The 19,528-nt window shown below is 68.5% G+C and carries 18 protein-coding genes, 1 pseudogene and 1 riboswitch; of the genes and pseudogenes, 12 read left to right on the top strand and 7 right to left on the bottom strand.

Annotation, left to right across the window (positions count from 1 at the left end; all coding sequences use genetic code 11):
- The first annotated feature begins 625 nt into the window (after positions 1 to 625).
- The 4 genes from F0344_RS09490 (at position 626) to F0344_RS09475 (ending at position 3,460) form a co-directional block, all read left to right on the top strand.
- On the top strand, positions 626 to 829 hold the full coding sequence (locus F0344_RS09490; protein ID WP_185298356.1) for a cold-shock protein: 204 nt from the start codon (positions 626 to 628) through the stop codon (positions 827 to 829).
- Positions 830 to 1,145: 316 nt separating this feature from the next.
- Positions 1,146 to 2,642 (top strand): DEAD/DEAH box helicase, encoded by a 1,497-nt coding sequence (locus F0344_RS09485; protein ID WP_185298355.1) that lies wholly within the window; start codon positions 1,146 to 1,148, stop codon positions 2,640 to 2,642.
- A gap of 46 nt (positions 2,643 to 2,688) precedes the next feature.
- The gene (locus F0344_RS09480; RefSeq protein ID WP_374940077.1) at positions 2,689 to 3,093 is read left to right on the top strand and encodes a hypothetical protein; all 405 of its coding nucleotides are present in this window, start codon (positions 2,689 to 2,691) and stop codon (positions 3,091 to 3,093) included.
- 55 nt (positions 3,094 to 3,148) lie between these two features.
- A complete protein-coding gene (locus tag F0344_RS09475) occupies positions 3,149 to 3,460 on the top strand; it encodes an SCO5918 family protein (protein ID WP_185298354.1) in 312 nt (103 codons plus the stop codon).
- A 225-nt stretch (positions 3,461 to 3,685) separates the two neighbouring features.
- On the opposite strand, the gene F0344_RS09470 is transcribed toward F0344_RS09475, so the two are convergent.
- The 3 genes and pseudogenes from F0344_RS09470 to F0344_RS09460 all read right to left on the bottom strand — a co-directional run.
- A complete protein-coding gene (locus F0344_RS09470) occupies positions 3,686 to 4,957 on the bottom strand; it encodes a PP2C family protein-serine/threonine phosphatase (protein ID WP_185298353.1) in 1,272 nt (423 codons plus the stop codon).
- Positions 4,958 to 5,521: 564 nt separating this feature from the next.
- Positions 5,522 to 5,785 carry a hypothetical protein gene (locus F0344_RS09465; protein WP_258049803.1) on the bottom strand — a complete coding sequence of 88 codons (264 nt, stop codon included), beginning with the start codon at positions 5,783 to 5,785 and terminating at the stop codon, positions 5,522 to 5,524.
- Between the two features lie 653 nt (positions 5,786 to 6,438).
- Positions 6,439 to 6,654, bottom strand: a pseudogene (locus F0344_RS09460) (L,D-transpeptidase family protein); the annotation flags it as partial.
- 144 nt (positions 6,655 to 6,798) lie between these two features.
- Between F0344_RS09460 and F0344_RS09455 the strand changes: the two are divergent.
- Positions 6,799 to 7,248, top strand: a complete 450-nt coding sequence (locus F0344_RS09455; protein WP_185298352.1) for a hypothetical protein — start codon at positions 6,799 to 6,801, stop codon at positions 7,246 to 7,248.
- A 483-nt stretch (positions 7,249 to 7,731) separates the two neighbouring features.
- The gene (locus F0344_RS09450) at positions 7,732 to 8,076 is read left to right on the top strand and encodes a hypothetical protein (protein WP_185298351.1); all 345 of its coding nucleotides are present in this window, start codon (positions 7,732 to 7,734) and stop codon (positions 8,074 to 8,076) included.
- Between the two features lie 207 nt (positions 8,077 to 8,283).
- On the opposite strand, the gene F0344_RS09445 is transcribed toward F0344_RS09450, so the two are convergent.
- The 4 genes from F0344_RS09445 to gcvT form a co-directional block, all read right to left on the bottom strand.
- Entirely contained in the window at positions 8,284 to 9,669 is a 1,386-nt protein-coding gene (locus F0344_RS09445) for an L-serine ammonia-lyase (protein ID WP_185298350.1), read from the bottom strand.
- Positions 9,670 to 9,823: 154 nt separating this feature from the next.
- Positions 9,824 to 11,083 (bottom strand): serine hydroxymethyltransferase, encoded by a 1,260-nt coding sequence (glyA, locus tag F0344_RS09440; protein ID WP_185298349.1) that lies wholly within the window; start codon positions 11,081 to 11,083, stop codon positions 9,824 to 9,826.
- An 18-nt stretch (positions 11,084 to 11,101) separates the two neighbouring features.
- The gene (gcvH, locus tag F0344_RS09435; protein ID WP_185298348.1) at positions 11,102 to 11,479 is read right to left on the bottom strand and encodes a glycine cleavage system protein GcvH; all 378 of its coding nucleotides are present in this window, start codon (positions 11,477 to 11,479) and stop codon (positions 11,102 to 11,104) included.
- A gap of 139 nt (positions 11,480 to 11,618) precedes the next feature.
- Positions 11,619 to 12,746 carry a glycine cleavage system aminomethyltransferase GcvT gene (gene gcvT, locus F0344_RS09430; protein WP_185298347.1) on the bottom strand — a complete coding sequence of 376 codons (1,128 nt, stop codon included), beginning with the start codon at positions 12,744 to 12,746 and terminating at the stop codon, positions 11,619 to 11,621.
- A gap of 155 nt (positions 12,747 to 12,901) precedes the next feature.
- A riboswitch (glycine riboswitch) is annotated at positions 12,902 to 12,999 on the bottom strand.
- 162 nt (positions 13,000 to 13,161) lie between these two features.
- Here gcvT and F0344_RS09425 point away from each other — a divergent pair.
- From F0344_RS09425 to F0344_RS09400, 6 genes are all read left to right on the top strand, one after another.
- The gene (locus F0344_RS09425; RefSeq protein ID WP_258049802.1) at positions 13,162 to 13,836 is read left to right on the top strand and encodes an AAA family ATPase; all 675 of its coding nucleotides are present in this window, start codon (positions 13,162 to 13,164) and stop codon (positions 13,834 to 13,836) included.
- Positions 13,837 to 13,917: 81 nt separating this feature from the next.
- Positions 13,918 to 14,688 carry an enhanced serine sensitivity protein SseB gene (locus tag F0344_RS09420; protein WP_185298345.1) on the top strand — a complete coding sequence of 257 codons (771 nt, stop codon included), beginning with the start codon at positions 13,918 to 13,920 and terminating at the stop codon, positions 14,686 to 14,688.
- 143 nt (positions 14,689 to 14,831) lie between these two features.
- Entirely contained in the window at positions 14,832 to 15,620 is a 789-nt protein-coding gene (locus F0344_RS09415; RefSeq protein ID WP_258049801.1) for an enhanced serine sensitivity protein SseB C-terminal domain-containing protein, read from the top strand.
- Between the two features lie 184 nt (positions 15,621 to 15,804).
- Entirely contained in the window at positions 15,805 to 17,472 is a 1,668-nt protein-coding gene (locus F0344_RS09410; protein WP_185298344.1) for an ABC transporter substrate-binding protein, read from the top strand.
- Between the two features lie 85 nt (positions 17,473 to 17,557).
- A complete protein-coding gene (locus F0344_RS09405; protein WP_185298343.1) occupies positions 17,558 to 18,562 on the top strand; it encodes an ABC transporter permease in 1,005 nt (334 codons plus the stop codon).
- A 1-nt stretch (position 18,563) separates the two neighbouring features.
- Positions 18,564 to 19,526, top strand: a complete 963-nt coding sequence (locus tag F0344_RS09400) for an ABC transporter permease (RefSeq protein ID WP_185298342.1) — start codon at positions 18,564 to 18,566, stop codon at positions 19,524 to 19,526.
- The last annotated feature ends 2 nt before the right edge of the window (positions 19,527 to 19,528 follow it).

Below are 19,528 nucleotides of genomic sequence, written 5' to 3'. Positions count from 1 at the left end.
TCTTCCTTGCTCCTTGCTCCTTGCTCTTTGCTCTTTGCGCAATGTCGCCGTGACGGCCCAGCCTGAAGAACGGTGTGCCTTCTTGTGCCTGCAGGCGATGGGTCGGGCAGTCGTAGTGGTGACAGACGCCGGCGGAGGTGGAAGCCGGATCCCGCACCCCCCTGGCCGTGTTCCTCCTGCAGCCGAACCAGCGGTCCGTGCTGCTGTGGACCGTCTGGGCGGGCGCGTTGGCCGGCATCGCGTTCCGTGTCCGGTGGGCCGGAGCCCCGCGCCGGCTCCACACCCGGTGTTACCTGGCCCTCAAGGGTGGTGGTTCTCCTACGACCCTGCACTCCGGGTGGACCAATATCTACGGTCACGAAGTGAGGGTTCAATGCGCAGTGCAGGGAGTGTTTTTACCGTAGCGGAGAGCGTGGAATTATTCACCGTACGCGGACCATTACGGCATGCTACTGTCCATCTCAGTTGCAGTTGTGGTTCCCAAAACTTCAAGCTTCTTAGTCGGCATTTTCGGCCAGGGAAAGCTTCATTGTATTTCCGGTTTCCTCCGGGCGGGGCATCATCGCGGCGACGCGGCATCCGTGCATATCGGATCCCGACGTACTGCCCCCAAAGGAGACATGACATGGCGTCAGGCACTGTGAAGTGGTTCAACGCAGCCAAGGGTTTCGGCTTCATCGAGCAGGACGGTGGCGGCGCTGACGTGTTCGCCCACTTCTCGAACGTCGCCGCCCAGGGCTTTCTTGAGCTGCTCGCGGGTCAGAAGGTCACCTTCGACATCGCGCCGGGCCAGAAGGGCCCGATGGCCGAGAACATCGTCCCCGCCTGACGCTGACGTAGCTGGGCCCGCATCCCTCGGGTGTGGGCCCCGGCTACGGGCATTCTCCGCAGTGGTGTCACCTGCGGGGAAACCGCCTCCCGCGGAGTCTTCTCCGCAAGCGACTGCTCCATCGGAGCTGCACCCCGGCGCCGTCCTGGATTCCTCGTCCAGATGACGTCGCCCAATTCATGGGCTGCATCCCCTTCCGGGGGCAACCGCACGTCCGATCAACTTCGCATTCTGTTCGGCCCGTTCTTGTGATTCCCCGCGCTGTTCTCCCGCTGCGGGAATTCCTTGATACGTGCCGTATCAAGGAAGGTTCTGAATGAACCCCACACGTACGAACAGCCGATCCTCCCGCAGCCGCACCGTCGACTCGGGCGCGGGTACAGGCCGGGGCAGCCGCTCCGGCTCGTCCGCCCCGAGGGGTTCCGGCGGTCCGGTCCGTTCGGGCGGCCAGGGTCGGCGGCCCGCCGCCGTCCAGGGCGAGTTCGCCCTGCCGGTCACGGTCACTCCCGCGCTGCCCGCGGTCGAGGCGTTCGCCGACCTCGACATGCCCGGGGAGCTGCTGGTCGCACTGACCGCGCAGGGCGTGAGTGTTCCGTTCCCGATCCAGGGTGCGACCCTGCCCAACACCCTGGCGGGCCGCGACGCCCTGGGACGCGGGCGAACCGGCTCAGGCAAGACCCTCGCCTTCGGCCTGGCGCTGCTCGCCCGCACCGCCGGTCAGCGGGCCGAGCCCCGCCAGCCCCTGGCCCTCGTCCTCGTGCCGACGCGTGAGCTGGCACAACAGGTGACCGACGCCCTGGCCCCTTATGCCCGCTCGGTGAGGCTGCGCCTGGCCACCGTCGTCGGCGGAATGTCGATCGGGAGGCAGGCCAACGCGCTGCGTGGCGGTGCCGAGGTCGTCGTTGCGACGCCGGGCCGGCTCAAGGACCTCATCGACCGCGGTGACTGCCGGCTCAACCAGGTCGCGATCACCGTCCTGGACGAGGCCGACCAGATGGCCGACATGGGCTTCATGCCCCAGGTCACCGCGCTGCTCGACCAGGTCCGCCCCGAGGGCCAGCGGATGCTGTTCTCCGCCACCCTCGACCGCAACGTCGACCGCCTGGTCCGCCGCTATCTCACCGACCCGGTCGTCCACTCCGTCGATCCGTCCGCAGGCGCGGTCACCACGATGGAGCACCACGTCCTGCACGTCCACGGCGCCGACAAGCACCGGACGACGACCGAGATCGCGGCGCGCGAGGGCCGGGTGATCATGTTCCTGGACACCAAGCGGGCCGTGGACAAGCTCACCGATCACCTGCTGGCCAGCGGTGTACGGGCCGCGGCCCTGCACGGCGGCAAGTCCCAGCCGCAGCGCACCCGCACCCTGGCCCAGTTCAAGACCGGGCACGTCACCGTGCTGGTGGCCACGAACGTCGCCGCCCGCGGTATCCACGTCGACAACCTCGACCTCGTCGTCAACGTCGACCCGCCGACCGATCACAAGGACTACCTCCACCGCGGCGGCCGAACCGCGCGGGCCGGGGAGTCCGGCAGCGTCGTCACCCTGGTCACTCCCAACCAGCGCCGCGACATGACCCACCTCATGACCGCCGCCGGCATCGTGCCCCAGACCACCCAGGTCCGCTCCGGCGAAGAGGCACTCGGTCGGATCACCGGCGCCCAGACCCCTTCCGGTATTCCCGTGACGATCACCGCGCCGGTGGTCGAGCGTCGTCAGCGCGGCGCCTCCTCACGCGGACGGCGCAGCCCCGCCTCGGCTGCACGGCGCGTGACCGCGCATCAGTCCTCCTTCGATGCGGCGGCCTAGAACCCTCGTGATCAGGAAACTGCCCAACCTCCGCAGGAGACACACGTTGACGCTGGTTCAGATGCAATCCCGCTCGGCCAGTGCCACCCTCGGGCACACGGCGGCGGCCAAAGCCAAGGGCACAGGCGGACCTCAGGTCTGTGACGACATGACTGTCGAGGTCGCGCTGTCTGTCATGGTCAGTGCCCGCACCGGGCACCTGCTTGTCTGCGACCCCTACGGCCCGTGCACCCAGCTGGTCACATGGGCACAGCTCGCCGCAGTACGCGACAGCCCCGACTACACCGACCGGGTTCAGCTGCGCGACATCCTCGGCGACCGCAGGCCGCCCACCCCGCCCGTGACCACGATGCGTCAAGCCGAGCATGCAAAGCGCGGCGGCTTGCTCTATGCGCTGCCCGCCGCCGACGCACGATTCAGCACTTCGGGCATCCTCGCCCTTGCCGGCTGAACTGCCTCACCGCGACACAACCCTCTTTTCTCCTCTCCTCTCCTTGTGAGGCATCATGCGCTGTGTCATCGCCCGCTTCCCGTTCGACCTCACGAGGAGCGGCGTCCTGGAATCGATGAACGGCATCAAGCCCGAGCGGGTTTCCGGCGAGTCCGTGATCATCGGCCGACGCACCTACCCCGTCAAGCAGGTCGGACAGGTCGTCACACGCCAGGACCGCCGCGACTTCAGCGCCGGCGAAGTCCTGCGGGCCATGGCGCAACTCGGCTTCACCTGCCGAGACCTTCCCAAGGCCTCCGCCCCCACCCGCGTTCTCAGCCCGTTGCAGCGCGCGTCCGCGGCGCTCGGCGCCTCTGTGGCCGCCTGACCGATGGGCAGGCGCGAGCCGCCGACAAGCAGCGATGAGGGTCCGACCGGGTGCACCGGTCGGACCCTCACCGCTGCCGAGGTGTCTCGGCGCGGCTACGGGTCAGCGGTCGCAGTGGCCGAAGTCGCCCATGGTCCGGGCAGGGGTGGTGACGAGGTCTTGTCGCTGACGGCGCCGAGGGCGCCTGTCCGGTCCCGGTCCTGGGATGAACCTGGCCGGGAGACTTCACTTTCTGGGATCTGCGGGCCCTGGGGGTGCGGTGTGCTGTCCGGCCGTGGGGGAGGCGTCGATGACGTCAGCGCCGTGGTCGGCGTCGCGGCGGGTGGACTCGGTGCCGTACCAGTCCAGGCACATCACGGTCGCGTCGTCGTGAAGGAGGCCGTCATGGGCACTGACGACGTGCTCGATGAGGACACGAGCGGCCTCCCGCGGGTGCAGGTCCTGAGTGCTCTCGATGAGGGCCGGCAGATCGAGATGCGCGGCGCTGCGCTCCTGCATTCCGTCGGTGAGCATGATCAGCCGGTCCCCGTCCCGCAGGTCCAGGCGCTGGACCGTGTAGGTGTGCGGGGCCAGGAAGCCGAAGGGCATGTCGATGGCCGGCTTGATCTCCTCGACCTTCCCGGCGCGCAGGCGCAGGGGCCAGGGATGGCCGGCGTTGACGAACTCGGTTTGACCGTCGTGCAGGCTGATCCGCAGCAGTTGCCCGGTGACGTAGCGGCCGCCGCTGTGCTCGGCGACGGCCTGGTCGGCGATCCGTGCTTGTTCGGCGAGGCCGGCTCCCTGCCTGCGTGCGCGGCGCAGCGCGCCGACCAGCAGGGTGGCCAGGAGGGCGGCGTCGACGTCGTGGCCCATGGCGTCGGTGACGGACAGTTGGACGTGGTCGCGGTCTATGACGTAGTCGAAGGTGTCGCCGCCGACATGCTCGGCCGGCTCCAAGGCCCCGGCGACCGCGAACTGGGCGGCCTCGCAGGCCAGGGAGCTGGGCAACAGCTGGTACTGGATCTCGGCGGCCAGGCTCAGCGGAGTGGTGCGGCGGCCCCACTGGTACAGGTCGGTGAAGGGCCGGTTCGCGATGATGATGTAGGACAGGGCGTGGGCGCTCCGGCTGATTTTCAGCAGGGTGTCCGGGCCGGGGTGGTGGGGCAGATGAAGCTCCAGCAGCCCGAGCGCGTCCCCGCGATTGGTGACCGGTGCGATCACCCGCGTCCAAGCACTGCCCTCTATGGCCTCCACATGCGGTTGCTGGGCCCGTATCACCCTGTCGTAGACGGTGCCGGAGACGGCGATCGGATCTGCGGGACGCTCCAGGTCGATGTCGTCCGCGGTGCCCAGGCGGACGACGGAGGCGCCGGTGAAGTCGGTGATCAGGAACGACACCGACCGGGCGCCGAGCTGCCTTCGCAGAGTTGTGGCGATGACGTCGACGGATTCCACCGGCGGGGCGGCCTCCGCAGCGGCCAGCGCCTCACCCAGTTCGTCCATTCCTCTGTTCCGCATGGAATAGCCCTTCCCTCCTGTCGTGGCCGCCCCGGTACGTGCCTGGCGAGACGTCTTTTCGGGCGATCACGAAAAGGCAAGCTACCTCACTGCGGACACGGGCTCCCCTTTTCGGCCGAGCGACGTGGGGCTGGCCTGTTCCCGCCGTAGCTGTCGTACTCCGACTGGGCGGCTGTGCACCGCGAGCCGGCCGGAAGGACGCGCTGCCGCCGGGTCGTGTCTGCCGGCGACCTGGGCGAGGACAGCACCGGGTACCGGCGGCGACGTGCGCTTCGAGCGAGGCCCTGCCTTGTTCGAGTTGATGTTCGGGCGTCTTCGGTGACGCCGGCAACAGTGGAATGCGTTCGCGCGTGCGGCCGATGGGTTCCGGCTTCGGCTCCCTTTCGGCGTGCTCCTTGTGCTCGACATCGGAACTGTTCGCCACCGTGCAACTAGAACCTCAGCACTCGATGATGTTGACCGCCAGCGCGCCGTCTCCTTGTACTTGGCATTCGGCCACCAAACTCATTTGCCGCCGGGGCCCGCTGGTCATGCCCCGGCCAGCTGCCCCTCGTCCCGGCGTGGCTACCGGCGGGCGGTGAACTTCCCGTCGGGCCGTTTGTGCAGCCAGCCGCGATCGGCGAGCTTGGTCATCTTCGCCCGCAGCGGCTCCAGCTTCCCGCGCACCGCTACCTCCAGTCCCAGTTCTTCGCCCACCGTCCTGACCTGCACCAGGCTGTCGGCGGCCCGAACGATCTGGCGGTAGTCACCGGGCAGCGCGGTCTCGTCCGGGGCCTCGCCGCGGCGCCGGATCAGTAGCACCGCACGCCCCGCCACCTGCGCTTTCACCGGAGCCACCGCAGCGGCGGCTCCGCCTCGATGCGGTCCTGTTCGGCCAGCCGGTGCGGCACCCGTTCGGCGATCGCGAGTTCCTCTCGCTCCGCCTGAACCTCCTCAAGAGTCGCTCGCCCAGTTCCTCGGCGCGCACGTCCAGCTCGCTCCGGCGAGCCATGATCCGCTCCAGCTCGGACATCCCCGCTCCCTCCCCGCGGTCCGGCGGCGTACCGGCACGACGACGGATCGTAGGCGGACTCTCACGACAGGCCTCGCTTTCCGGTGCGCCCAGCCCGTACCTTTTCAGCCGGCTGCGGGAGCCGGGCAGCACGAAGACGCCTTCCGCGTCCAGGATCACCCCTCGCTCGGCATGGAAGTCCCAGGGACTCTTGAGGGACTTCCATGCCTGTCTCAGGGAGATTCCAGGGACTTTCCGCTGCGGAGGGCAGGGAAGGCTCGGCCTTGGCGGGTGCGGGACTTTCGCTCGAACAGCCGGTGGTGAGGCCGGCGAGCAGGGCGGCCGCGGTGACGGCGGGCGCGAGACGGCGTGACGTGTTGGTCTTCATGACTGCTTCCGGGTGCGGGGCGGCCACGTGCGGGCCGGAGAAGAGGAGCCGGGACCCTCCTCGGGAGGGGACCCGGCGCGTCGCTGGAGGCCGGGCGGTTGGTCAGCCGATGGCGATGCGCGGGTGGCTGGACGGCGTGACCCAGCTCATGATCCGGTCCATGGTCGGGCGCGGCACGGACACGCAGCCGGCGGTGGCGCCGTTGCCGTTGACGTGGAGGAAGATACCGGCGCCGCGGCCTGGGACGGCGGGCCATCGGTTGAAGTTGATGACGAGGGCTTTGGCGTACTGCGTGGGGTAGTTGATCAGGCGCTCGCTGGACGAGGTCGGCAATCAGACGAAGGAGATCAGCCCGCGCGGTGTCGAGACGACGACCGACGCGACCGACTACACGTCGGAGACGGTCTACGACGGATCCAGAGGGTTTACAACCTCACGGTCGATGGAGTCCACACCTACTTCGTGTACGTCGCCGGCCCTATGGCGCTGGTCCACAACGCCAACCCGCCGGTCCAGGGCGCCTGCGCCGTCACCGGTGGGCCCTACCGGGGTGGCCAGTACAAGGACCAGCATGCGAAGAAGGGCGTGATGCGTAACCACATGTCGGCGAGCCAGTCCATCAAGGATGCCTTCAAAATGCCGGAGGGGCAGGGTCTGACCATCCAAATGGACAAGTCCGATCATCACGCCACGGAAAGCTGGGGCAGCAGTTACGACGGACAGATGCACCGTTCCCACCAGTCGTATCTTCTCAAGCAAGGGCGCCTCACAGACGCTCTCCAGATGGACATCGACAACGTGAAGTCGATGTTCCCAGGCAAGTACGATGCCGCGATCGATGAGATGGTCACGAAGCTGCCCAACTTCATCGAAGCCGCAAACAAGGCCGGGTTCAACCGGCCGATCACCTAATCCCGGAGGCCACCTTGATCGACATGGAGATTCTGCCGTTGGAGGGCTTTCCCGAGGTGCGCTTCGGGATGTCCAGGCAGTCCGTCAGAGCGGCTCTGGGGGGAGCCGTCCATCTTTCGCCGCTCGTCATACGCTCCGGTTCTCTCGGACGCCTATCACGAGTTGGGGATGATCCTGGGATACGACGACAGGGACTCGCTGTGTTCAATCGAGGTGGCCGCCCCGGCGGAGCTGAGTCTGCGAGGCGTGGGACTGCTCGGCCGTTCCCACGCGGAGGTACTGGCGGAGCTCCGATCCGCCGGTGTCCCCGTGGAGCAGAAGGGCTCTGATTGGGTTGTCCCGGGGATGGGCATCGTACTCGGCAATCCGCATGCGGACACTCCGGGGGACTTCCGCAGCGTCCTCATCTCCTCACGCACCCGAGTGAGTTATGAATTCTCCTTCTTCGAAGGGGAAGGGCGAATCGCGCCGGGGAGCTTCGAAGTGGATTCTCACCGTGGCTTCGGAGTCGTTCGGCTGGGGTCCCCGAAGGAAGAAGTGCGTGAACTGCTCGGCGGCGGCATGGAGTCCGAACCCGAATTCGGTCCCGTCTCGCAGGACCATTTTCTGTCAGTGGGTGCGGCTGTCGGATACGACTCCGAGGACCGCGTGACACGCGTCGTCATGGCCCGGCCCGCACAAGTGGTGTACCGGGGCATGGAGCTGATCGGGCACCCCTACGCCGAAGTCATGGCGGCAGCGCGCAGACAAGGCGTCACCGTCGTGGCGCGTGAGGCCGAACTAGGCTTTCCGGAGGGCGGGTTCAGCGTGTGGACGGCGCTGCGATGAGCCACCGGGCAGCTTGCCCGAGGGGCATTTGTTGTTGAGTGCATGCTACGAAGCCCAGGCCAGATACCTGTCCTGGGGGATATGCCAGGGACTTTTCAGGGACTTTCAGCTCTGCCAGAGGGACTTTCCAGGGATGATCCGCCATACGAGGTGGACAGTCCGTGACAGGGCTGAAAGGCGAGAAACCCCTGATCAGAGGCTAAGTCCTCAGCACTCGATGATGTTCACCGCGAGCCCGCCGCGCGCCGTCTCCTTGTACTTGACGCTCATGTCGGCACCGGTCTCCTTCATGGTCTTGATGACCTTGTCGAGGGAGACCTTGTGCGTGCCGTCGCCGCGCAGTGCCATCTTGGCCGCGGTGACGGCCTTGACCGCCGCCATGCCGTTGCGCTCGATGCAGGGGATCTGGACGAGCCCGCCCACCGGGTCGCAGGTCAGGCCCAGGTTGTGCTCCATGCCGATCTCCGCGGCGTTCTCCACCTGCTCGGGCGAGCCGCCGAGCACCTCGGCGAGAGCGCCCGCCGCCATGGAGCACGCGGAGCCGACCTCGCCCTGGCAGCCGACCTCGGCGCCGGAGATCGAGGCGTTCTCCTTGAACAGCATGCCGATCGCCCCGGCCGAGAGCAGGAAGCGTACGACGCTGTCCTCCTTCTCGGCCTCGGTGCAGCCGCCTGCCGCGAAGTTCATGTAGTAGTGCAGAACGGCGGGGATGATGCCCGCGGCGCCGTTGGTGGGGGCGGTGACGACCCGGCCGCCCGCCGCGTTCTCCTCGTTGACCGCCATCGCGTAGAGGGTGATCCACTCCATGGAGTGGGCCTGCGGGTCGCCCTCGGCGCGCAGCTGACGGGCGGAGTTCGCCGCGCGGCGGCGGACCTTCAGGCCGCCGGGCAGGATGCCCTCGGTCGCCATGCCGCGCGCGACGCACGCCTGCATGACGCGCCAGATGTCCAGCAGACCGGAGCGGATCTCGGCCTCGGTGCGCCACGCCTTCTCGTTCTCCAGCATCAGTGAGGAGATGGACAGACCCGTCTCACGGGCCAGGCGCAGCAGCTCGTCACCGGTGCGGAAGGGGTGCTTGAGCGCGGTGTCGTCCGGGACGATCGGGTTCTCCCCGGCCACCGCGTCCTCGTCCACGACGAAGCCGCCGCCGACCGAGTAGTACGTCTTCTCCAGGAGCGGTGCGCCCTCGTGGTCGTACGCGAAGATCGTCATGCCGTTGGCGTGGTACGGCAGGGCCTTGCGGCGGTGCAGGACGAGCTGCTCGTCGGTGTCGAAGGCGATCTCGTGCATGCCGAGCAGATTGAGGCGCCCGGAGGAACGGATCTCCTCGACGCGTGCGTCGGCACCTTCGACGTCGACCGTGCGGGGCGACTCGCCCTCCAGGCCGAGCAGGACGGCCTTGGGAGTGCCGTGGCCGTGACCGGTGGCGCCGAGCGAACCGTACAGCTCGGCCCGTATCGAAGTGGTGTGGGCCAGCAGGCCCTCGTTCTTCAGACGGCGGGCGAACATACGGGCCGCGCGCATCGGGCCGACGGTGTGGGAGCTGGACGGGCCGATGCCGACCGAGAAGAGGTCGAAGACCGAGATGGCCACGGGAGGACTCCTAAGAGGGTTGGTAGACGCCGTTGTCTGCCGGGTGGTGCGGGACGGGCCGGCGGGCCCGCGGAGCGCGGGGCAGCGATGAGGGCACCGTGCTCACTGTTCAGTGTGCGCGGTGCCCCCACCGGACGTGCAAACTGCGGATGTCTTACTTGAGGCCGGGGTACAGCGGGAACTTGTCGGCCAGCGCGATGACGCGGGCCTTCAGGTCGTCCGCGTCGTAGGACGGCTTGAGGGCCGACGCGATGATCTCCGCGACCTCGGTGAAGTCCTCGGCCTGGAAACCGCGGGTGGCCAGGGCCGGCGTACCGATCCGCAGACCCGAGGTGACCATGGGCGGCCGGGGGTCGTTGGGGATGGCGTTCCGGTTGACCGTGATGCCCAGCTCATGGAGCCGGTCCTCGGCCTGCTGGCCGTCCAGCTCGGAGTCACGCAGGTCGACGAGGACCAGGTGCACGTCCGTGCCGCCGGAGAGGACCGAGACGCCGACCTCGGTGACGTCCGGCTGCACCAGACGCTCGGCGAGGATGCGGGCGCCGTCCAGGGTGCGCTGCTGGCGCTCCTTGAACTCCTCGCCCGCCGCGATCTTGAACGAGACGGCCTTGGCCGCGATCACGTGCTCCAGCGGGCCACCCTGCTGGCCGGGGAAGACCGCCGAGTTGATCTTCTTGGCGAGCTCCTGCGTCGACAGGATCACGCCACCGCGCGGACCACCGAGGGTCTTGTGCGTGGTGGTCGTGACGACGTGGGCGTGCGGCACCGGGTTGGGGTGCAGACCCGCCGCGACCAGGCCGGCGAAGTGCGCCATGTCGACCATCAGGTACGCGCCGACCTCGTCCGCGATGCGGCGGAAGGCGGCGAAGTCGAGCTGGCGCGGGTAGGCGGACCAGCCCGCGACGATCAGCTTCGGCTTGGACTCCTTGGCGAGGCGCTCGACCTCGGCCATGTCCACGACGCCGGTCTCGTCGACGTGGTACGGGACCACGTTGTAGAGCTTGCCGGAGAAGTTGATCTTCATGCCGTGGGTCAGGTGACCGCCGTGGGCCAGGCTCAGGCCCATGATCGTGTCGCCCGGCTTCAGCAGCGCGAACATCGCGGCGGCGTTGGCCTGCGCACCGGAGTGCGGCTGGACGTTCGCGGCCTCGGCGCCGAACAGCGCCTTGATGCGGTCGATCGCGATCTGCTCGACGACGTCGACGTGCTCGCAGCCACCGTAGTAGCGGCGGCCCGGGTAGCCCTCGGCGTACTTGTTGGTGAGGACGGAGCCCTGCGCCTCCATGACCGCGACCGGAGCGAAGTTCTCCGAGGCGATCATCTCGAGGGTGGACTGCTGGCGGTGGAGCTCGGCGTCGACAGCGGCGGCGACGTCCGGGTCCAGCTCGTGGAGGGAGGAGTTGAGAAGCGACATCAGGGGGTCCCTTGGGTCTCAGTTGCCGGAGAACTCGGTGTACTCGTCGGCGGAGAGCAGGTCCTCCGGCTCGTCCGTGACGCGTACCTTGAACAGCCAGCCGCCCTCGAAGGGAGCGGAATTCACCAGCGACGGGTCGTCCACGACGTCCTGGTTGGCCGCGGTGACCTCACCGGTGACCGGCGAGTACAGATCGCTGACCGACTTGGTCGACTCCAGCTCGCCGCAGGTCTCGCCCGCGGTCACCGTGTCACCGACCTCGGGGAGCTGGGCGTAGACGACGTCGCCGAGCGCGTTGGCGGCGAATTCGGTGATGCCGATCGTGGCCACACCGTCCTCGACGGCCGACAGCCACTCGTGCTCCTTGCTGTACCGCAGCTGCTGGGGGTTGCTCATGACCTGAATTCTCCTGTACGCGGGGGAGTGCTGATGAACGGTGGTCTTACGGTGTGAGACGCGACTGCGTCACGCCGGGAGTGCCGGAGCGCCGGGATGCCCTCGGAAACCGTCCCGGGTGCCTCTTACGGCGCAGTGGTTACTTCTGGCGCTTGTAGAACGGCAGGGCCACGACCTCGTACGGCTCGTGGGTGCCCCGGATGTCGACTCCGACGCCCGCGGTCCCGGGCGCGGCGTGCGCCGCGTCCACGTACGCCATCGCGACCGGCTTGCCCAGCGTGGGCGAAGGGGCGCCCGAGGTGACCTCGCCGACGACCTCGCCGCCGACGACCACGGGGAAGCCCGCGCGCGGAACCCGGCGGCCCTCGGCGACCAGGCCGACGAGCTTGCGCGGGGGAGCGGTCTCGGCGCGCTCGGCGGCGGCCCGCAGGGCCTCGCGCCCGACGAAGTCGCCCTCCTTCTCGAACTTCACGACCCGGCCGAGACCCGCGTCGAACGGGGTCAGCGCCGTGGTCAGCTCGTGCCCGTACAGCGGCATGCCCGCCTCCAGGCGCAGCGTGTCGCGGCAGGAGAGCCCGCAGGGGATGAGCCCGGCCGGGGCGCCGGCCTCGGTGAGGGCCTTCCACAGCCGCTCGGCGTGCTCGGGGGCGACGAACAGTTCGAAGCCGTCCTCCCCCGTGTATCCGGTACGCGCGATCAGCGCGGGGACACCGGCGACGGTGCCGGGCAGGCCCGCGTAGTATTTCAACCCGTCCAGGTCGGCGTCCGTGACGGACTTGAGGATGCCGGGGGACTCCGGGCCCTGTACGGCGATCAGCGCGTACGCGTCACGGTCGTCCCGCACGACGGCGTCGAAACCGGCGGCGCGCCCGGTGATCGCGTCGAGGACGGTCTGCGCGTTGCCCGCGTTCGCGACGACCAGGTATTCGGTCTTGCCCAGGCGGTAGACGATCAGGTCGTCCAGGATGCCGCCGTCCTCGCGGCAGATCATGGTGTAGCGGGCCCGGCCGAGGCCGACCGTGCCGATGTTGCCGACGAGCGCGTGGTCCAGCAGATCGACCGCCTGCGGGCCGGTGACCGTGATCTCGCCCATGTGCGACAGGTCGAAGAGACCGGCCCTGGTGCGTACGGCGTTGTGCTCGTCGCGCTCGCTGGCGTAGCGCAGCGGCATGTCCCAGCCCGCGAAGTCGGTCATGGTCGCGCCCAGCGAACGGTGCAGGGTGTCCAGCGCGGTGTGACGGGGGGCATTGCTCGGGGCAGTGCTCATGGATACGGCTCCAGGGCATGACGACAGAGGATGATCCCTCCCCATCTGTCATCGGAACCTGAGAGGTTCGCCGAGATGCCCTGAAGGGGTCGTCCCTGCAGAGGTCGGCTTGCACCTTGGGTGGAGCCGCGGAACGGCTCGCTTTTCAGATCTGCCTCATCCACGCGGTACGGGGCCTGAGAGATTCAAGGGAGGAACTTGCTCCTTCGGCGCCCGGCACACACAGTGTCCGGAACTCTCCCGCGCGGATTCAAACGGCCGGTATGCAGTTGGCGGGGTCATCATCGCACGGTATGCGGGAGAGTGGGGCGTCCGGTCCCGACGGATGCTGGACGGTCGGCCGGTTGTGCCGCATTACCTTTTCTTTACACTTCTTGGGCAGATATGGGTCACCGGACAGGGGGAGGCGACGACGTTGCAGCGTTACGCGACGACCGCGGGGGCCGCGCACGGCGCGGTGTCACCGCAGAAGGCGGTGCCCGTCCGTGAAACATTCGGTACGCACGCGCCCGTCGTGCGCGATCTGCGCAGCCGGGGCGGGCGGAGCCCTCGCAGCCTGGACTTCGCCGCGGGCGACGTGGTGGTCGTCTCCGGGCTGCCCGGCAGCGGCAAGTCGACCCTGATCCGCCGCACCGTGACGGACCGGGCCATCGACTCGCAGGACACCCGGGACCGCTGGGCCCGCGCCCTGCCCCGTTTACTTCCCTACGCCCTCTACCGCCCCCTCGTCCGGGCCGCCCACTACACCGGGCTCTGGCAGGCACTGCGATCCGGTGAGTCCGTGGTCGTCCACGACTGCGGCACGCAGACCTGGGTACGGCGCTGGCTGGCCCGGGACGCCCGGCGCCGGGGCCGCATCCTGCACCTCGTCCTGCTCGACGTCACGCCCGAGGTGGCGCGGGAGGGCCAGCGCGAGCGTGGACGCGGCGTCTCCGGTTACGCCTTCGCCCGCCACCGCCGCTCGGTCGGCCGGCTGATGCGCGACACGGAGACCGGCCTGCTCCCGGCGGGATGCGCCTCGGCGGTCCTGCTGGACCGCGGGGCCGCCGACGCCCTCGACCGGGTCACGTTCGAGAGCCGGCAGACGTGAGTGGCCACGGCGCCTGCCCCGTTCGGCCGCTCGTCTACGATCGCTGCCGCAAGGCATGACCAGAGGGGAAGCAGGGGACCAGTGGAGAATCCGGCGCCGTTCGGGGCGCAGCCGCACCATGGCTGGCCGGCCAACGAGCTCGAAGAAGTGCTGACCGCTTCCCTCGGCGTCCCGGAAGCGGGCGGCCGGCTGCTCGAAGTGCTCGGCCGCAGTCAGATATGGGTGCCGCTGCCCAGCGGCGGCAGCCCCGCGAGCGCGGACCTCGACCTTCCGATGATGGACATCGACGGCGCCGCGTACGTCCCCGTCTACAGCTCCGAGGCGCAGTTCCTGCTGTGTGTCGGCACGCACCTCTCCTTCGCCGTGGCGCCCGCCCGCGAGTTCGCCCGCGGGCTCCCCCCGCAGGTCGGCGTCGCGGTGAATCCGGGTGGCGCCGTCGGACTGCCCCTGCCGCCGGCCGCCGTCGCCGAACTGTGCCGGGCGGGCCGCACCCCGCTGGACGGTCCCGCCGGAGGCGGCCGGGTCACGCTCTACGAGCCGGACTGGCAGCAGGACCCCGTGGACTTCCTCGCCGCGGTGTCCGGCGAGTTCGAGGCGAGCGGCGTGGTGAGCACCGCCCGCCGGGCGCTGGCCACCATCGAGGGCGGCGATCCCGTCCTCTTCGTCGGCGTCGAGTTCGCCACCTGGGACGGCGCCGGGCAGCGGGCCCCGATGGACGCCCTGGGCCGCGCGCTCGGCCGGGTCCAGCCGCCCTGGCCGGTCAATCTCGTCCTGCTCGACGTGGCACAGGACCCGGTCGGGGACTGGATGCTGGCGAAGGTGCGTCCCTTCTACCGGCGCGAAGGACACTGATTTAGCGGCGCGCGGGACACCGGCCGCCGTCAAGCCGGTGTCAGAAGCGAGGCATAAGCTGGTTTGATGGCACGGCGGGGTCGCACCCGTATGCCCGGAAGTGGCGGGGCGACACAGCGGATCGATGAGGGGCGGGACCCAGAGTGAGCGTGTCAGGCACCGCGGCGGCCGGGCAGATCGAGCACATGCTGGGCCAGGTGACGCCCGGGCGTTACGACGCGTACGAAGCTCTTCTCCAGGCCCTCACCGACGGCCGGGTCTGGATGCTGCTCTGGCACGGCACCGCCGGCGCCCCTGACGCCCAGTACGGGAACATGCAGGTCGAAGGGCTGGGCTACGCCCCCTGTGTGACCTCCGCCCAGGAGCTCTCGGCCAGCGGCTGGAACCGCGCCCACGAGCTGGTCACCGGACGTGACATCGCCCGCGCGCTCTTCCCCGACCGCTGGGGGATCTGGCTCAACCCGCACGCCCCGGGCGGCGGCGTCGGCATCCCCTGGCTCGACCTGCGCCGGATCGCCACCGGGCTCGACCGCATGCCCGCCGGGCCGCTGCGGCTCTCCGAGCCCGCCATCGAGATCCCGCAGTTCTACGCCATGCTCACGCAGAACGCCCACCGCACCCCGGCCGTCCGCTCCCTGCGCCGCGCCTGGGTGCAGCCCGCGCTCGGTGTCCCGTACCTCGCGATCGGCCTCGACCTCTACGACACGGGGCGGCCGTCTGTCGACGCCGTGCGCGTGATGATGCAGCAGTCGATCGGCACGGTTCCCGACGGCCTGCCCGTCTCCACCGTCTCCATGTCCGACGAGTACGACCCCGTCGCGATGTGGCTGCGCGCCAACTCCCGGCCCTTCTACGACCGCGAGGCGCACGCCCCGGCGGGCGGTTCGCCCGCCGCACCCGGCTACGGCTACCCGCCCTCCGCACTCCGCTGAACCCGCCCCGATTTCGCTCGGGTTGGATGCGGTGAGCACGATGTGGGCTGTCTGTCGGGTTTGTTGAGTGTCCGGGTCTCAGGTAGGTATCACCGCTATCCGGACTGTTCTCCGCGCAGCCTCGCGAATGTAGTGTTCGGGCGATCGCTAGCTCTTCACATACTGCTGACCCGGGTGGGCCCACATGCGAATACAAACGTCCCGAGCTGTTCGGGCGATCACCGCAGCCGTAGCTGTCGGTCTGATCGCGACGGCTTGCTCCAGTGAGCGGACCGACGAAGCCAAGGGCGGGGAGAAGGACACCTTCGTCTTCGCCGGTGCGGGGGACCCGGGTTCCCTGGACCCCGCGCTCGCGAGCGACGGTGAGACCTTCCGGGTCACCCGACAGGCTTTCGAGGCACTGCTCGAGCACGAGTCGGGCGGCAGCGAGCTCGTCGGCGGACTGGCCGAGACGTGGGAGAGCAACCCCGCCGGCACGGTGTGGACGTTCAACCTCCGTAAGAACGTGAAGTTCCACGACGGTGAGACGTTCGACGCCGCCGCGGTCTGCGCGAACTACGACCACTGGTTCAACTGGAAGGGCACCTACCAGTCCAGCGCGGTCTCGTACTACTGGCAGTCCATCATGGGCGGCTTCGCGAAGAACGAGGACGCCGAGGCGCCGAAGGCGAACTACAAGTCCTGCACAGCGAAGGACGCCGGCACCGCCGTCATCGAGGTCAACGAGGCCTCGGCCAACCTGCCCGGCGGCTTCTCCCTGCAGGCCCTGGCGATCCACTCGCCGAAGGCCATCAAGGAGTACGAGAAGCAGGACGCGACCGCCAAGGGCGACGCCATCACGTACCCCAAGTACAGCCAGGAGGCCGGCACGGTCGCCGGCACCGGCCCGTACAAGATCACCAAGTGGAACAAGGGCAACAAGGAAGTCAGCCTCGCGCGCTTCGACGACTACTGGGGCGCCAAGGCCAAGGTGAAGAACCTGGTCTTCCGCACCATCTCGACTGAGGAGACGCGCCGCCAGGCGCTGCAGGCCGGTGACATCGACGGTTACGACCTGGTCGCGCCGGCGGACATCAAGACGCTGGAGGGCGAAGGCTACGAGGTCCCGACCCGTGACGTCTTCAACCTCTTCTACGTGGGCATGACCCAGTCGAAGAACAAGGCGCTGCAGAAGCCCGAGGTCCGCCAGGCCATCGCGCACGCCATCGACCGCGAGAACATCGTCAAGACCCAGCTGCCCGAGGGCGGCAAGGTCGCCACGCAGTTCATGCCCGACACGGTCGCCGGGTTCTCGGACAAGGTGAAGGAGTACCCCTTCGACACGAACAAGTCGAAGCAGCTCCTCAAGGACGCCGGCGAGAGCAAGCTCTCGCTCGAGTTCTGCTACCCGACCGAGGTCACCCGCCCGTACATGCCTGCCCCGCAGGACATGTTCGAGCTGATGAAGGCGGACCTGGAGAAGGCCGGCATCACGGTCGTCCCGAAGGCCATGAAGTGGGCCCCGGACTACCTGGACGCCACTGAGGCCGGCTCCTGCGCCCTGCACATGCTCGGCTGGACCGGTGACTTCAACGACGGCTTCAACTTCATCGGTACCTGGTTCGCCGGCAAAGACAAGCAGTGGGGCTTCGACGAGGCCAAGGTCTTCGACTCGGTGAACGCCGCGTCCAAGGTGACCGACCCGGCCGGCCGCGTCGAGGCGTACAAGACGGCCAACGAGGCGATCATGGAGTACCTGCCGGGTCTCCCGATCTCGTCCTCGCCGCCCGCCATCGCGTTCGCCAAGAACGTCAACCCGCCGAAGGTCTCCCCGCTGACGCAGGAGAACTTCGCCGAGGTCTCCTTCAAGTAACCGCACATCAGTGGGTTCGCCCGGCCACAGCTTCCCGGTGGCCGGGCGAACCCACTTTTCGACACGTAAGAAAGGGGCACGCGGGGTGCTGCGACTCGTCGTACGAAGACTGCTACAGCTCATACCCACCCTGCTCGGCCTGTCGGTTCTGCTCTTCCTGTGGCTGAACCGGCTGCCCGGCGGACCCGCCTCAGCGATCCTGGGCGAGCGGGCGACCGAAGCCGAAGTGGCGCGCATCAACCGGGCGCTGGGGCTCGACGAACCTATTCACGTCCAGTACTGGCGCTTCCTCAAGCGCATCTTCGAACTGGACCTCGGCACCTCCACCCAGACCGGACAGCCGGTGTGGGACGAGTTCGTCCTGCGCTTCCCGGCCACCGTGGAGCTCAGCGTCGCGGCCATCCTCCTCGCCGTGGTGATCGGGATCCCGCTCGGCTATCTGGCGGCCAAGCACCGAGGTGGCTGGCTCGACGTCGCCTCGGTCTCCGGATCGCTGATCGGCATCTGCATCCCGGTGTTCTTCCTCGCCCTGCTGCTGCGGTCGATCTTCTCCGTCGAGCTGGGTCTCTTCCCCAGCTCCGGCCGGCTCTCCACCGGACTCAACGCCACCGACGTCACCGGGTTCGCCACTCTGGACGGTCTGCTGACCGGTGAGCTCGACGCCACCTGGGACGCGATCATGCACCTGGTGCTGCCCGCTCTCGCGCTCTCGTCGATCCCGCTCGCCGTGATCGTGCGGATGACCCGGGCCAGCGTCCTGGAGGTGCTCGGCGAGGACTACATCCGTACCGCCGAGTCCAAGGGCCTCGACAAGCGGATCGTGCGCGGCCGTCACGTGCTGCGCAACGCGCTGCTGCCGGTGGTCACCGCGGTCGGCCTGCTGACCGGAAGCCTGCTGTCCGGCGCGGTGCTCACCGAGTCCGTGTTCGACTTCGGCGGCATCGGCTCGTTCATCCGCACGGCTATCGATGGCCGTGACTACCCGGTCCTCGTCGGGTTCATCCTCTTCATCGCGACGGTGTACGTCCTCATCAACCTGCTGGTCGACCTCGCGTACAGCATCATCGACCCGAGAGTGCGGGTGCACTGACGTGACGACCTTGACCAATAAGGCCGACAAGATCGACCGGTTGGCCGAGCTGACCCAGCAGACCGATGCGACCGCGGGTGCGAGCCTGTGGCGCGAGGCGCTGCGACGCCTGCGAAGCAGCAAGATGGCCATCATCGGCGCGGTCGTCATCGGCGCGTTCGTGATCATGGCGATCGTCGGACCGTGGGTCGCTCCCTACAGTCCCACAGCGCAGACCTGGCGGGGCGAAGTCTTCGCCAACCAGGGCAAGTTCGTCGGCATGCGCGGCGAGAACTGGTTCGGCCTCGACCACCTGGGCCGTGACCTCTTCTCCCGCATGCTCGTCGGCGCGCGCCAGACCCTCCTCGTCGGTGTGGTCTCGATGCTCATCGGCCTGGTCATCGGTGCGGCCGTCGGTGTGCTGTCCGGTGCGGCCGCGACGCTCGGCGGCAGGACGGGCCAGCGGATCGACACCGTGATCATGCGCTTCACCGACCTGATGCTGTCGCTGCCTTCGCTACTCCTGGCCGTCTCCATCGCCGCGGTGATGGGCCAGTCCCTGACCACGGTGATGATCGCCGTCGGCGTCGTCCAGATCCCCGTCTTCGCACGCCTGCTCCGCGGTTCGATGCTCGCCCAGGGCGGCGCGGACTACGTACTGGCGGCCAAGGCGCTCGGCATCCGGAAGAAGCGGATCGTTCTCACACAGATCCTGCCGAACTCGCTGAGCCCGGTGATCGTCCAGGCGACGCTCAGCCTCGCCACCGCGATCATCGAGGCCGCGGCGCTGTCCTACCTCGGTCTCGGCAACCCAGACCCGGCCATCCCGGAATGGGGAGTCATGCTCTCCCAGGCGCAACGGTTCTTCGACAACGAACCCATGATGGCCGCCTATCCGGCCGTCGGGATCATCATCACCGCACTGGGCTTCACCCTGCTCGGCGAGGCCATGCGCGAAGCCCTCGACCCGAAGCTGCGAGGCTGATC

Source organism: Streptomyces finlayi (assembly GCF_014216315.1).
In the GTDB taxonomy this organism is placed as follows: Bacteria; Actinomycetota; Actinomycetes; order Streptomycetales; family Streptomycetaceae; genus Streptomyces; species Streptomyces finlayi_A.
The sequence above is the reverse complement of the archived record's forward strand: the minus strand, read 5'-3'. Positions and strand labels throughout refer to the sequence as shown.